This window comes from Candidatus Sororendozoicomonas aggregata, assembly GCF_031528575.1.
GTDB classification, from domain to species: domain Bacteria; phylum Pseudomonadota; class Gammaproteobacteria; order Pseudomonadales; family Endozoicomonadaceae; genus Endonucleibacter; species Endonucleibacter aggregata.
The window spans coordinates 35574-48548 of sequence record NZ_JAVLSP010000007.1; the positions used below are offsets into that span (position 1 = coordinate 35574).

Below are 12975 nucleotides of genomic sequence, written 5' to 3' on the forward strand. Positions count from 1 at the left end.
GCCTTATTAGACTATAGGTATCACTCACTTTTGGATGGAAAATTATCCTTCAACACCGGATAAAAACAAAGACGCCTCATCGTCATTGAGGTTGCTTTCATCAACATTTCTGGCCGTTACCAACCCTTCAGCAATTTCGCGCAATGCCATGACCGTGGGCTTGTCATTTTCCCAGGCCAGTTTTGGGTCTTTGCCACCAATGGTTAGCTGGCGGGCACGCTTGGAGGCAACCATTACCAATTCAAAACGGTTGTCCACATGATCCAGACAATCTTCAACAGTTACTCGAGCCATATATACTCCATCGCCGGAAGTTATAAGTAAGTTCGCCGACCTTACAGTTTACTTTACCGCCTTCATGCAAACAAGCTTCAATGGGCGCTGCTACTGATCATCACTCAAACAACCTTGACAGGAACCCGTCTTGCCTGAGAGAGTCAGCCCAACGTTTAATCTCATAAAATATCTGGAGCCTCGAATGAATACAATAATGGAACGTTTGGTAGCTCTGCGCACGGAAATGGCCAGGCAACAAATAGATGCCTGGGTTATCCCGAGTTCTGACCCTCATCAGAGTGAATACGTGGCAGACCACTGGACAGGCCGCGCCTGGGCATCAGGCTTTACCGGCAGTGCTGGTACGCTGATAGTCCTGAAGGATCAGGCAGGATTGTGGACCGATGGACGCTATTTTATCCAGGGCAAGCAACAACTGGAAGGAACAGGCATTGAACTCATGCGTGAGGGCAACCCCGGCGTACCCACTATGGGTGAATGGCTGGTTGAACAACTGGATGCGGAGAGTACTATCGGTTTTGATGGCCAAACAATGAGCGTTGCTGCCGCCCGCCGTCTGGAAAAAAGTATTGAAGGCGCTTCTTTTCAGATAACCTGTGACAAAGATTTATTAGCGCAGGCTTGGACAGACCGTCCCGCAATGCCAGCCGAGCCTGTCTTTTCGCATGCTGAGCGCTATGTGGGAAAAACCCGTGATGATAAGTTCGCCGCTGTGCGCGAGGCAATGGCTCAAAAAAAGGTTGATCACCTGTTAATCAGCACACTGGATGATATTGCCTGGCTATTTAATCTGCGTGGCAGTGATGTAGCGTGCAACCCGGTCTTTTTGGCCTATGCCCTGTTTTCCCGTGAAAAGGTTTCTCTGTATGTGAATGACAGCCGAATTGAGGCTGATGCCCTGGCCGCGCTGACCGCCTCTGGGGTTGAGCTGCGCGCCTATGATGCTATCGCTGAGGACCTCGCTAATCTGCCTGCGGACAGCCAGCTTCAGCTACCTCCCGCAACCACCAGCTGCTGGCTGAAAAATGCCGTACCCGCGTCCGTGAACATCGTTGAGGCGGCCTCACCATCAACCCTGCATAAAGCCATTAAAAACACCAAAGAGATTGATTTTATGCGCGAATGCCACCGTCGGGATGGCGCGGCTATCGTCCGCCTCTCTCGCTGGCTGGACGAGATCACGCCAACGGGCCGTGTCAATGAAGTGGAGCTTGATAACAAACTTCAGGCCATTCGCTCTGAAGATCCTTTGTACAAAGGCCCGAGCTTCCCCACCATTGCCGGCTACGCGGCCAATGGTGCCATCTGCCACTACCGGGCAGAAGAAAAGACCTGTTTAACCATAAAACCTAAAGGGCTGCTGCTGGTGGATTCCGGCGGACAATACCCTGATGGAACCACGGATATTACTCGCACTTTCTCCTGTGGCGAGCTGACCGACGAAGAAAAACGCGATTATACACTGGTGCTGAAAAGCCATATCAACCTGGCCACTACACGCTTCAAAAAAGGCACATACGGCATCCAGCTTGATATGATGGCGCGCCAGCCCATGTGGGCACTGGGCATGGACTATAACCACGGCACAGGCCATGGCGTAGGCTACTTCCTGAATGTGCACGAAGGGCCACACAGCATCGGTGCCAAATGGGTTGATACCCCCCTTGAGCCGGGTATGCTGGTGACCAATGAGCCAGGAATGTACCGTGATAACAAACACGGTGTGCGTATCGAAAACATTATGCGGGTGTCTGAAGATATCACCACAGAGTTTGGTGAGTTCTACAAGCTCGAGCATCTTACTTTAGCCCCCATTGATACCCGTCCCCTTGAGCGCTCTTTGTTATCTGAACAAGAGCTTCAATGGCTAAATAGCTATCATCAGGACGTGCGGGAGGCATTATCACCCCTACTCAGTGGCGATGACCTGGCCTGGCTGCAAAAAGTAACAGCTGCTATTTAAAGGTGGGTAAATCCGGGCTCAGAATTATCCACAAGCACTGAAAAAGCTGTTGTGACTGCTCCCCCAACTAAAGAGACTGTCGCGAAACGCTGAAATACACCCCGCGCCGTCATCCTGTACAGGGAGTGTACAGGAACCACACTCTATGGAAGGCACTCTAACCGCACGCATCATGCGGGTTTAGTGATTCACATCCTTTGTTGATGTTTTCCCTTAGAGCGAGCCTGGGAAAACTGCCTGTAGTCTTGATAAACTGCACTTTCAAAAAACCTGCTTATCCCCAGTGGAACAGGGAGGCTGTATGCCAAGGCCAAAAAAATATACCTGTAAAGAGTGTGATAAGGCTTTTACCACGACTGCCAAATTAGAACGGCACGAGCGAATCCATACCGGAAAAAAGCCTTATAAATGCCATCTCTGTCATAGGCAATTTACCCAAGAGGGTCATCTCACTGTACACCTCCGAACTCATACCGGAGAAAAACCCTATAAATGCGATCACTGTGGGAGAGAGTTTGCCCAATCGGGCGTCTTTTATAGACACAAGAGAACCCACACTGGGGAAAAGCCCTATGTCTGCACTGTTTGTGATGAACGCTTCAACCTAATGATTTCTTTAAAAAAACACAAGTGTGGTGTTAAGACGCGTTTTGATTGCCCTTTCTGTCCACCAAAGTGGTTCAAGCTTAAAAGAACCTTGTTGAAACATTTACAAGAGGATCACCCTGACTGCAGCAAGGAGCTTCAATTATCCCTTAGTACACAGGAACCCCCCGGAGCATCCTTTAATGCACCGCCTCCCCCCGAAGTATCCATTGCTATGCAGCAAACCCCTAATGGTAAAAGGATCAGCTCTGTCACCCATGAATCAAGATCGACAGAGACGGGTACAGTCACCAGGGCAACGCAGATAAGTGATGATACGGGTGAAAGCGTCGTTTTAATTGAAACGACAATAGCCGCTCTGGCGGCAGCGGCAGAGGAAGCGGTAGCGGCAATTACACCCACCGGGCCAAGCACAAGCACAAGCAACGTTCAAGCGTTCCCAGTAGGCGTAGTAGCGCTTTCCCAAAGCTCAGGGGAGGATTCTGGTGTATTCCCTCAAAACCCGCTGGATTTCGGCGATCTAATGGCAGCATGGGGAGAAGATGATCTTGCCCCCCCTGATAATACCTCCGTGGTTGAGTGATAATACACCCGATCAGGTCTATTTTGAGCAGGCAGCGAGCCTGACGAACCATTGATTAGAGCTTAACTAACCACTGCGGTTGTTTGATTGTTGGGGATCATTTCACTATGTAACGAAGAAAATCGGAAAAAAGGCGACTTTTGTCGACGGTTGCCGCTCATAAAAGATTGTGAACAGCTTCTTGGAATCAGCTTGGGAAAACTGTCCGTAGTCTTGATAAACCGCATTTTCAAAAAATCTGCTTATCCCTGGGAGCCTGTATGCTAAAGCCAAAAAATTATATCTGTAGTTACTGTGAAAAAGGTTTTTCCAAGCCGAGCGACTTAAAGATACACGAGAGAGTCCATACCGGAGAAAAGCCCTATGGATGCAGTTTTTGTTCAAAGAAATTTACCCAAAAGTCCGGTCTCACTCAGCACCTCAAAATCCATGCCGGAAACAGGCCCTTTAAATGCAATCAGTGTCAGAAAAGCTTTAACAGATTGTCCATCCTCCAGGTACACGAGAGAACTCATACTGGGGAAAAGCCCTATGTATGCTCTGTTTGTGGTAAAAAATTCAGGCATAAGAGCGGTTTGACAGTACACAAGTGTGGTGCGAGCTTTGATTGCCCTTTCTGTCCAAAGTGGTTCAGGCTTCAAAAAAAACTCCTGAAACACTTACAAGAGGAGCACCCTGACTGCAGCCAGGAACTTCAATTATCCATTAGTACACAGCAATCCCCCGGAGCATCCATTAATGTACAGCCGCCCCCCGAAGTATCCATTACTACACAGCAAACCCGTGATGGTAAAAGGATCAGCTCTGTCACCCATGAATCAAGATCGACAGAGACGGGTACAGTCACCAGGGCAACGCAGATAAGTGATGATACGGGTGAAAGCGTCGTTTTAATTGAAACGACAATAGCCGCTCTGGCGGCCGCGGCAGAGGAAGCGGTAGCGGCAATTACACCCACCGGGCCAAGCACAAGCACAAACAACGTTCAAGCGTTCCCAGTAGAAGTGGTAGCGGTTACACCAAGCTCAGGGGAGAATTCTTTTGTATTGCCTAAAAACCCACTGGATTTCGGCGATCTAATGGCAGCGTGGGGAGAAGGTGACCCCTCTGATAATACCTCCGTGGTTGAGTGATAATACACCCGATCAGGTCTATTTTGAGCAGGCAGCGAGCCTGGGAGCCTGTCGGACTTAAGACAATTTCGGCCTGAAATCCAGAAAGCGCGAGAAAGCATAAGTCCGGCAGGCTCCTGGCGAACCATCAATCAGAGCTTGACTAACCACTGCGGTTGTTTGATCGTTGGGGACCACTTCACAGCTTCTTAGAAGCAGCCTGGGAAAACTGTCCGTAGTCTTGATAAACTGCACTTTCAAAAAATCTGCTTATTCCCAGCGAAACAGGGAGGCTGTATGCTAAAGCCAAAAAAAATTATCTGTAAGGTGTGTGAGAAGACGTTTTCGGATGCTGGCACATTAAAACGGCACCAGCTAACCCATACCGGAGAAAAGCCCTATAAATGCGATATCTGTGATAGGCGATTTTCCCGACAGGATGCTCTCACTACACACGTGCGAACCCATACCGGAGAAAAGCCCTATAAATGCAATTCCTGTGGGAAAGCCTTTACCGAGTCAGGCCACCTCAAGAGACACGAGAGAACCCACACTAAGGAAAGACCCTATAAATGCGCTACTTGCGGTGAATCCTTCTCACAACGGGGTACCTTGAAAAACCACAAGTGTGGTACTTTCGCGCGTTTTGATTGCCCTTTCTGTCAAACACATCCGTTCAAGCTTAAAAGAACCCTCCTGAAACATTTAGAAAAGGAGCACCCTGACTGCAGCAGGGAGCTTCAATTATCCATTAGTACACAGCAACCCACTGGAGCATCCTTTAATGCGCAGCCGCCCCCCGAAGTATCCATTGCTACGCAGCAAACCCGTGATGGTAAAAGGATCAGCTCTGTCACCCATGAATCAAGATCGACAGAGACGGGTACAGTCACCAGGGCGACGCAGATAAGTGATGATACGGGTGAAAGCGTCGTTTTAATTGAAACGACAATAGCCGCTCTGGCGGCCGCGGCAGAGGAAGCGGTAGCGGCAATTACACCCACCGGGCCAAGCACAAGCACAAACAACGTTCAAGCGTTCCCAGTGTTCCCAGTAGAAGTGGTAGCGCTTTCCCAAAGCTCAGGGGAGGGTTCTGGTGTATCGCCTCAAAATCCGCTGGATTTCGGCGATCTAATGGCAGCATGGGGTGACCCCCCTGATAATACATCAGTGGCTGAATGATAATACACCAGTCAGGTCTATTTTGAGCAGGCAGCGAGCCTGGGAGCCTGTATGCTAAAGCCAAAAGATTATATCTGTAATCACTGTGGAAAAGGTTTTACCACGTCGAGCAACTTAACGGTACACAAGAGAATCCATACCGGAGAAAAGCCCTATAAATGCACTTTCTGTCCAAAGAAATTTAACCAACAGACCGGTCTTGCTCAGCACCTCAAAACCCATACTGGAGAAAAACCCTTTAAATGCAATTACTGTCAGGAAAACTTTAACAGATTGACCACCCTCCAGACACACGAGAGAATTCATACTGGGGAAAAGCCCTATGTATGCTCTGGTTGTGGTATAAAATTCAGACAAAAGAGCGGTTTGAGGTCACACAAGTGTGGTACTTTCTCACGTTTTGATTGCCCTTTCTGTCAAACACATCCGTTCAGGCTTAAAAGAACCTACCTGAAACACTTACAAAAGGAGCACCCTGACTGCAGCAGGGAGCTTCAATTATCCCTTAGTACACGGCAATCCCCCGGAGCATCCTTTAATGCACAGCCGCCCCCCGAAGTATCCATTACTACGCAGCAAACCCGTGATGGTAAAAGGATCAGCTCTGTCACCCATGAATCAAGATCGACAGAGACGGGTACAGTCACCAGGGCAACGCAGATAAGTGATGATACGGGTGAAAGCGTCGTTTTAATTGAAACGACAATAGCCGCTCTGGCGGCCGCGGCAGAGGAAGCGGTAGCGGCAATTACACCCACCGGGCCAAGCACAAGCACAAACAACGTTCAAGCGTTCCCAGTAGAAGTGGTAGCGGTTACACCAAGCTCAGGGGAGAATTCTTTTGTATTGCCTAAAAACCCACTGGATTTCGGCGATCTAATGGCAGCATGGGGAGAAGGTGCCCCCTCTGATAATACCTCCGTGGTTGAGTAATAATACACCCGATCAGGTCTATTTTGAGCAGGTAGCGAGCGTGACGAACCATCAATCAGAGCTTGACTAACCACTGCGGTTGTTTGATTGTTGGGGACCACTTTATTTATGCTAATTACCCCGGAAAAGGCATCACTGCCGCTTCTGGACGGGCAAAGACTGCAATAGATCCAATATCAGTCGCCGGGCAATCTCATGGTTATTCTCCCCTGGCAGCCCTGTGCTGGAGCCACTGATACTCCACAAGGTTTTGCCTGACAAGCCGTCGTTGACATGCAGGCTCAGCGCTACTTCGCCATGACCGCTGCTGTTCACTTGCCACTGCTGCACTTCTCCACCAATAGCTAAGCCAGCACCCTGAACATGTGCCCAATCCTCACCACTTCTCAACCGGGCGGCATCAGCCACTCTGCTGTGCGTCTGCGTTGAGGCGCCATGAAAAAGCTGAGGATTTTCTACGCCAACAGAAGGGAGCAGGACAGTGATCATCCGCTCAACATCGACGTTAACGCCTTCTTTTTGTGAGAAATTCAATACAGGCAACACTGTCCAGGTGGCCGTCCCTGGAAACCCGTCTTTATATAACCCGGATAAACCAAACTGGCAACCTGAAAGCAGTAAGCCTGCTATTAATAACAAGTGTGGCAATACCATTCTATACATGGTCAGTCAGCTCCCTCTGGTGTAACGTTAACCACTGAATAGCTATCACAGCGGGTGAGTTAGCGATACGCCCGTCTTCAAGCATCTGGTATGCCTGTTCTAGCTCTAGGGTATGCACCTTGATGTCTTCGCCCTCATTCTCAAGCCCATAAATCCCCCCTGCATCACCCGCATCCACCAGCCCGCAATACAGTGTCATTTTTTCATTGGAACAGCCAGGACTCAAGTAGACATCAAAGATAGGAATCAGCTGCCTGACTGTCAGCCCGGTTTCTTCTTTGATTTCACGGTGTGCCACTTCCTCTGCGTTTTCACCTGGCTCCGTCATACCCGCTACGATTTCCAGTAGCCAGGGGTCATCCTTTGACAGGTAAGGCCCCATTCGGAACTGCTCCACCAAAACGACCTTGTTCACAGCGGTATCATAGAGAATCACACCCACCGATGGCGATCTGAAAAACGCTTCTCTTTCGAGCGGTTCACTCACGCCACCATCAAACCGTTTATGGCGCAGCGTATACTTGCGAACGTCCAGAAAGCCGTCAAGCAGCTGTTGTTCGTTGAGCTGCTCAACATCCTGATAACCCAGATCCGACAGTTTCATTGTGATTCCTCAAGGTATAAACCGTTTCGTAAGATATAGTCACTGACGGTTGGCAATAGCAAGGGGGCTAACAGCTTGTGAGTGACCTCCCCCGGCCCCTGACCGGCCATAAGTGCCCTCACCTGGCTACTTCTTGCACTTACTTGCTGCTGTGCGGTAAAAATCCCCCAGCGCCGCTCAATCGCCCTGGCTTTATAAAAACTATGCCACACCTGAGGATCAGCGTTATCAGGCCCCCTGATAAAACTGATCGCTATGTCTTCACAATACTGAGCTTCAAGGGCTGACAACACATCAAATGTGTAGACCGGCTGATCCGGGGCTTTCTTCAGGAGTTCAGCCTCAATAAAGCAAAGCTCAAGATGACAACCAACATTGCCCAATGCCTCCATAAAGGCTTGTAACATAGCAATCCGATGCTCAAAGGATTGCATTTTTTTAGCGAAGGCATGGGACGCGCTCGGCACAAGAAGAATGCTGTCGAAATGAGAAGCTGACTGCCTGATCACATCCAGATGGCCTCGGGTGGGCGGGTCAAATGCGGAGCCAAAAACACCGAGCTGTAGTTGTTTCATGTGCCTGTTACTGTTTTGAATGATAGAAAACCAAGCAGAGCATAACGAAAAATACTGATATTTCTAGGAGCCTGTCGGACTTATGCTTTCGAGCATAAGTCCGACAGGCTCCTGGCTAAGGCAACGCAACCTCAACGGCAACCGGCAAGTGATCAGAAATCGGTACTTTGAGCACACTCACTGCTTTCACGGTAAGTGATGGGCTTACCAGAATATGGTCAAGGGAGAGTTTAGGCCGCCAACTGGGAAATGTGTGTCCCTGGCTGCTCGATGGCAAAAGGGATGTGTGCTTCAGGGGGGAGTCATTTAACAGCTGGTTCGCGTGGGTGTTCATATCACCCATCAAGACAACATGCTCATATCCTTGAATCCTTTCTCTGATATAGGACAGTTGAATATTCCGTGTACGTTTACTCAGCGCAAGATGCATCATCACTATAAGAACAGGCTTCTCTGGCAAACCAAACTCTGCCATCAACGCGCCACGCCCTGGAATTAGCCCGGGTAGTTTATGGTCTTCTAATATCAATGGCTTTACTCTTGATAGAAAGCCATTACTGTGTTGCGCAATTTTTCCAAAGTTTCGATTAAGCTGCTGATACCAGAAAGGAAAGCGCCCTTTTAAGGCCAGGTACTCCGTTTGGTTAACAAAGCCACTTCGCAAGCTTCCTCCATCCACTTCCTGAAGTGCTACCAAATCAAAATCAGGCAGCAAAGTCGCGACTCTATCAAGGTTGCCCATACGCTCTGAGTGTGGAAGTACATGCTGCCACCCTCGTGTAACGTAGTGGCGATACTGCTCAGTGTTAATGCCTACCTGAATATTATAACTGAGAAGCCGCAAGGGCCTGGCCAGGCATGTTCTTTCCTGAAAGCGTAATTCACAACAACTTACCTCACAGCAACTTACCTGTTGGGCAACCTTCTGATGGATGCGCCGGGAGATAACTCCTTTTAATGTTTGTATCGACATGACTGGCCCCCAGGAAGCAATAGGAAAGCCGGAAGATCCGTCCCTATCGTGTCAGCTTTTCACTTTAGGTACTGCGGCTTTGGCTTTTTCTGCCCGCACTTTGCTGATCAGGAAATCACTGACCTTGGTCATATTTTCGAGAGACCCGGCCATGGCCGGCTCAACAACGTATTTGCCATCAATAACAATAGCCGGCACACCTGCGAGACCATAACCACGGATGGCCGAGGAGGCTCTTAATAGTTGGTGTGTGACACCAATGGCGTTGTAATTCTTTTCAAACGTTGCTTTGTTAATTCCAAAGCGTTTGCTTAAAAATCTCGCCATCTCTTTTGGGTTTTCCAGGTAATTACGCTTATTTTGCACTTCATCGAAAATGGCCCCATGCACTTTTTCAAGCACCCCCATATTTTTAAGGGTATAGTACAGCTGCGCATGGGTTTTCCAGATATTAGGGCCAAAAAACGCAGGCACCCGGATAAATTGTGTATCTTCTCGCAAAGTGGGTTTCCAGGCGCTAACAACGCTCTCCAGGGTATAGCAGTGAGGGCACCCGTACCAGAAAACCTCGGCCACTTCGATCTTGCCATCTGTTACCTGTGTTGGGACAGGCTTGTCCAGTACACGATAGTGGGTACCCTCTTTAAAAGAAGCACTATTGTGAACCACTGCCGATGGTTTGATTATATTTTCTGTTTTTGCAGCCTCAGCGTTGACCACTAGCGGACACAACAACAGCAACCACAGGCACCGCACCATTTTCAGCATGAAGCACTCCCATATTCGAATATATATAAAAAATCACCGGGCATAAAAGTGGAAGCCTGAAGGCTTTCACTTTTATGGACGCTCACCCAATCCCTGTATGTAATTGGCAACAGCCTCAACGTCTTTATTGCTCAACTTCTCAGCGATGGCGCGCATCACCCTGGTGTCACCATCGTTAACCCGATCACCTTCGCGGAAATCCCTGAGCTGCTTGGCAGTATACTGGGCATGCTGACCAGCAAGCCGCGGAAAGCCCGCCAGGGCGTTCCCCTGACCCGTAGGTGAATGACAGGCAGCACAGGCAGGAATACCTTTTTTGGCATTGCCAGCACGGTAAAGCTCTTCACCTAAAGCAACATACTTAGGGTCTGTTGCCCCGGCAGGTGGTGTCTGACTGCTATAAAAAGCAGCAAGGTCATCAATATCCTGCTGAGTTAAATCAGACACGAAAGGGATCATCTCAGGCACAGCGCGAGCGCCACTTTTAATATCCGTAATCTGTTTTACCAGATAACGCTCCCCCTGACCTGCCAGAGTTGGAAAATTCGGCGCAATACTGATGCCCGTCGAACCATGACATGCCGCGCACGTCGCTGCCTTTACTTTACCTGCGGCCGCATCCCCCTTGGCAAAAGCCAAGCCTGAAGCCCCCAGGGATACAATCAGACACAGAACCGCTTTATTCATTAGCCTCATTAACTGCCCCAACTAAGACATATGCCACATATGGCACTTGTTTTTCATAACACTTTACTAAACCACTGCTGTCCAGTAGCTGTTAGAGTGAGTACCCACCCCAAGTCAGCAAGTAGCTCATTTACGCATACCCCCTAAACCAGCCACAGTATATACTAGAGGGCTATTACTATTCTATTGTCCTCTACTTTTGAAGCCTCATGCAAAGCGATCCGTAAATGACCGACCCCAAATCTTCTTTGAATTACCGAAAGGCACAGTTTCTTAAAAGTGCGGCAAAACTCAGCCAATGCCCACCGGACAATGGCCGGGAAGTGGCTTTTGCCGGGCGCTCCAATGCCGGAAAATCCAGCGCTCTCAATGCATTAACAGGCTCCAGTAAGCTGGCACGCACCAGTAAAACACCCGGGCGTACCCAGCTCATTAACTACTTTACCATTGAACAGGGCGTTCATCTGGTAGACCTGCCTGGCTATGGTTATGCCAAAGTGCCTGAAGCCATGAAAAACGAATGGCAACGCCACCTTAATCACTACCTGACTCACCGGGAATCACTGGTTGGACTGGTACTGCTGATGGATATTCGCCACCCCATGAAAGCGTTCGACCAGATGATGCTGCAATGGAGCATTGACTCCCAACTGCCATTGCACGTCCTGCTGACCAAATCTGATAAACTCAAGCAAGGGGCAGCCAGGCAGGTATTGAATAAATATCATAATGAATTTCGGGACTTTCCTCTACTGACTATTCAACTGTTTTCAGCCTTCAAGAAAACCGGTGTTGATGAACTGGGAAGTAAGTTGGATCAGTGGCTCCTATACGAAGACGAAGACCCTTTAGCGGGTGAAGAGTAATCTTCTCCCCTCCCTGATGGAACAGCATTATTCCGGTCACTTTCTTGTCTGGCAGTAACCCCTGGTCTAAACAGTTTATCGTAACCTCCGTTACTCAGATCCTCAGGAGTCCGGCATGCATTATTCAAACGTTAATCCAAAAGATCACCCACACCGCCGCTACAATCCCCTCACTGGCCGCTGGGTACTGGTATCACCTCAATGCGCAAAGCCCCCCTGGCAAGGAAAGGTAGAAAAGATCCACGCCAAACCTGGAACCCCCTATGACCATTCGTGCCACCTATGTCCCGGCAATACGCGCATGGACGGCAACAAAAATCCTGACTATACCGATACACAGGTATTTCCTGATGACTTTCCTGCCTTGCTCGATAACACGCCTGTACCCGGCGATAAAGATAACCTTTTCCTGATCGCTCCTGCCCGAGGGACGGCTCGCGTGATTTGCTATTCGCCAGAGCACCATAAAACCTTGTCTACACTCACCCCCATTGAAATTCAACGCGTGGTGGATACCTGGATAGAGCAAACCGTTTTATTAGGAAAAGATTACCAGTGGGTTCAAGTGTTCGAAAATAAAGCGTCAGCCAGAGGCTGCTCAACCCGACACCCCCACGGTCAGGTCTGGGCCACAGATTTTTTACCCAGCGAAGTACAAACAGAAGACAGTCAGCAAAAACAATGGCAGTCCACACACAACACCACTATGTTAATTGAGTACGCCAGGCGGGAATTACAATCCGGTGAGCGTATCGTAACCGAGAATGATCACTGGCTAGCGGTGGTGCCTCACTGGGCAGCCTGGCCATTTGAAACAATGCTGTTACCCAAACGTCCTGTTCTGAGGTTACCAGAACTAAAACGCAAAGAACGCCAGTCACTGGCCATTACTCTTAAACAGCTAACCACCAAATACGACAACCTGTTTGAAGCCCCATTCCCTTACTCAATGGGCTGGCACGGTGCACCTTATGGAAGGAGTACTGACTCACACTGGCAACTCCATGCTCACTTTTATCCACCGCTGCTGAACTACACATCGGTCTGTAAGTTTACAACGGGCTTTGAGATGCTGGCTGAAACCCAAAGGGGCCTGACTCCCGAGAAGGCAGCAGAGCATTTACGCGACCTTAGCGATACCCACTCCCTCAGCGCCTGATGAC

General features: G+C 49.3%; 14 protein-coding genes. 7 read left to right on the forward strand and 7 right to left on the reverse strand.

Annotated features, from left to right (window positions below):
- Nucleotides 1-42 precede the first annotated feature (42 nt).
- Nucleotides 43-294: a DNA-directed RNA polymerase subunit omega gene (gene rpoZ, locus V4C51_RS02530; RefSeq protein WP_330924553.1), complete on the reverse strand. Its 252-nt coding sequence runs from the start codon at nucleotides 292-294 to the stop codon at nucleotides 43-45.
- A 184-nt stretch (nucleotides 295-478) separates the two neighbouring features.
- Between rpoZ and V4C51_RS02535 the strand changes: the two genes are divergently transcribed.
- The 5 genes from V4C51_RS02535 to V4C51_RS02555 all read left to right on the forward strand — a co-directional run bounded on the left by V4C51_RS02535 (nucleotide 479) and on the right by V4C51_RS02555 (nucleotide 6676).
- Nucleotides 479-2260 carry an aminopeptidase P family protein gene (locus tag V4C51_RS02535; RefSeq protein ID WP_330924554.1) on the forward strand — a complete coding sequence of 594 codons (1782 nt, stop codon included), beginning with the start codon at nucleotides 479-481 and terminating at the stop codon, nucleotides 2258-2260.
- A 301-nt stretch (nucleotides 2261-2561) separates the two neighbouring features.
- Nucleotides 2562-3449 carry a C2H2-type zinc finger protein gene (locus V4C51_RS02540; protein ID WP_330924555.1) on the forward strand — a complete coding sequence of 296 codons (888 nt, stop codon included), beginning with the start codon at nucleotides 2562-2564 and terminating at the stop codon, nucleotides 3447-3449.
- 260 nt (nucleotides 3450-3709) lie between these two features.
- A complete protein-coding gene (locus V4C51_RS02545) occupies nucleotides 3710-4582 on the forward strand; it encodes a C2H2-type zinc finger protein (RefSeq protein WP_330924556.1) in 873 nt (290 codons plus the stop codon).
- A 276-nt stretch (nucleotides 4583-4858) separates the two neighbouring features.
- Nucleotides 4859-5743, forward strand: a complete 885-nt coding sequence (locus V4C51_RS02550) for a C2H2-type zinc finger protein (protein ID WP_330924557.1) — start codon at nucleotides 4859-4861, stop codon at nucleotides 5741-5743.
- A gap of 51 nt (nucleotides 5744-5794) precedes the next feature.
- A complete protein-coding gene (locus tag V4C51_RS02555) occupies nucleotides 5795-6676 on the forward strand; it encodes a C2H2-type zinc finger protein (RefSeq protein ID WP_330924558.1) in 882 nt (293 codons plus the stop codon).
- 132 nt (nucleotides 6677-6808) lie between these two features.
- Here V4C51_RS02555 and V4C51_RS02560 read toward each other — a convergent pair whose 3' ends face one another.
- The 6 genes from V4C51_RS02560 to V4C51_RS02585 form a co-directional block, all read right to left on the reverse strand.
- A complete protein-coding gene (locus V4C51_RS02560) occupies nucleotides 6809-7339 on the reverse strand; it encodes a hypothetical protein (RefSeq protein ID WP_330924559.1) in 531 nt (176 codons plus the stop codon).
- Nucleotides 7332-7943, reverse strand: coding sequence for an NUDIX domain-containing protein (locus V4C51_RS02565; protein WP_330924560.1), 612 nt, complete (start codon nucleotides 7941-7943; stop codon nucleotides 7332-7334). Before V4C51_RS02565 ends, V4C51_RS02560 begins: the two co-directional genes overlap by 8 nt.
- Nucleotides 7940-8518 (reverse strand): adenylyltransferase/cytidyltransferase family protein, encoded by a 579-nt coding sequence (locus tag V4C51_RS02570; RefSeq protein WP_330924561.1) that lies wholly within the window; start codon nucleotides 8516-8518, stop codon nucleotides 7940-7942. The genes V4C51_RS02565 and V4C51_RS02570 overlap by 4 nt, the downstream gene beginning before the upstream one ends.
- A gap of 115 nt (nucleotides 8519-8633) precedes the next feature.
- A complete protein-coding gene (locus V4C51_RS02575) occupies nucleotides 8634-9491 on the reverse strand; it encodes an endonuclease/exonuclease/phosphatase family protein (RefSeq protein WP_330924562.1) in 858 nt (285 codons plus the stop codon).
- A gap of 51 nt (nucleotides 9492-9542) precedes the next feature.
- Entirely contained in the window at nucleotides 9543-10259 is a 717-nt protein-coding gene (locus V4C51_RS02580; RefSeq protein ID WP_330924563.1) for a thiol:disulfide interchange protein DsbA/DsbL, read from the reverse strand.
- A gap of 72 nt (nucleotides 10260-10331) precedes the next feature.
- Complete coding sequence (locus V4C51_RS02585; RefSeq protein ID WP_330924564.1) at nucleotides 10332-10946, reverse strand: c-type cytochrome; 615 nt, start codon at nucleotides 10944-10946, stop codon at nucleotides 10332-10334.
- Nucleotides 10947-11173: 227 nt separating this feature from the next.
- On the opposite strand from V4C51_RS02585, the gene yihA reads away from it, so the two are divergent.
- Together yihA and V4C51_RS02595 are read left to right on the forward strand one after the other, a co-directional pair.
- On the forward strand, nucleotides 11174-11812 hold the full coding sequence (gene yihA, locus V4C51_RS02590) for a ribosome biogenesis GTP-binding protein YihA/YsxC (RefSeq protein ID WP_330924565.1): 639 nt from the start codon (nucleotides 11174-11176) through the stop codon (nucleotides 11810-11812).
- Between the two features lie 115 nt (nucleotides 11813-11927).
- Nucleotides 11928-12971 carry a UDP-glucose--hexose-1-phosphate uridylyltransferase gene (locus V4C51_RS02595; protein ID WP_330924566.1) on the forward strand — a complete coding sequence of 348 codons (1044 nt, stop codon included), beginning with the start codon at nucleotides 11928-11930 and terminating at the stop codon, nucleotides 12969-12971.
- Nucleotides 12972-12975: the final 4 nt, after the last annotated feature.

What these genes read in the sequence shown, in the direction of transcription:
- V4C51_RS02550 (WP_330924557.1), top strand. Translation starts at nt 4,859, where the DNA reads ATGCTAAAGCCAAAAAAAATTATCTGTAAGGTGTGTGAGAAGACGTTT.
- V4C51_RS02580 (WP_330924563.1), bottom strand. Translation starts at nt 10,259, where the DNA reads ATGCTGAAAATGGTGCGGTGCCTGTGGTTGCTGTTGTTGTGTCCGCTA.
- V4C51_RS02545 (WP_330924556.1), top strand. Translation starts at nt 3,710, where the DNA reads ATGCTAAAGCCAAAAAATTATATCTGTAGTTACTGTGAAAAAGGTTTT.
- V4C51_RS02585 (WP_330924564.1), bottom strand. Translation starts at nt 10,946, where the DNA reads ATGAATAAAGCGGTTCTGTGTCTGATTGTATCCCTGGGGGCTTCAGGC.
- V4C51_RS02570 (WP_330924561.1), bottom strand. Translation starts at nt 8,518, where the DNA reads ATGAAACAACTACAGCTCGGTGTTTTTGGCTCCGCATTTGACCCGCCC.
- V4C51_RS02535 (WP_330924554.1), top strand. Translation starts at nt 479, where the DNA reads ATGAATACAATAATGGAACGTTTGGTAGCTCTGCGCACGGAAATGGCC.
- V4C51_RS02555 (WP_330924558.1), top strand. Translation starts at nt 5,795, where the DNA reads ATGCTAAAGCCAAAAGATTATATCTGTAATCACTGTGGAAAAGGTTTT.
- V4C51_RS02540 (WP_330924555.1), top strand. Translation starts at nt 2,562, where the DNA reads ATGCCAAGGCCAAAAAAATATACCTGTAAAGAGTGTGATAAGGCTTTT.
- V4C51_RS02560 (WP_330924559.1), bottom strand. Translation starts at nt 7,339, where the DNA reads ATGTATAGAATGGTATTGCCACACTTGTTATTAATAGCAGGCTTACTG.
- V4C51_RS02565 (WP_330924560.1), bottom strand. Translation starts at nt 7,943, where the DNA reads ATGAAACTGTCGGATCTGGGTTATCAGGATGTTGAGCAGCTCAACGAA.
- V4C51_RS02595 (WP_330924566.1), top strand. Translation starts at nt 11,928, where the DNA reads ATGCATTATTCAAACGTTAATCCAAAAGATCACCCACACCGCCGCTAC.
- rpoZ (WP_330924553.1), bottom strand. Translation starts at nt 294, where the DNA reads ATGGCTCGAGTAACTGTTGAAGATTGTCTGGATCATGTGGACAACCGT.
- V4C51_RS02575 (WP_330924562.1), bottom strand. Translation starts at nt 9,491, where the DNA reads ATGTCGATACAAACATTAAAAGGAGTTATCTCCCGGCGCATCCATCAG.
- yihA (WP_330924565.1), top strand. Translation starts at nt 11,174, where the DNA reads ATGACCGACCCCAAATCTTCTTTGAATTACCGAAAGGCACAGTTTCTT.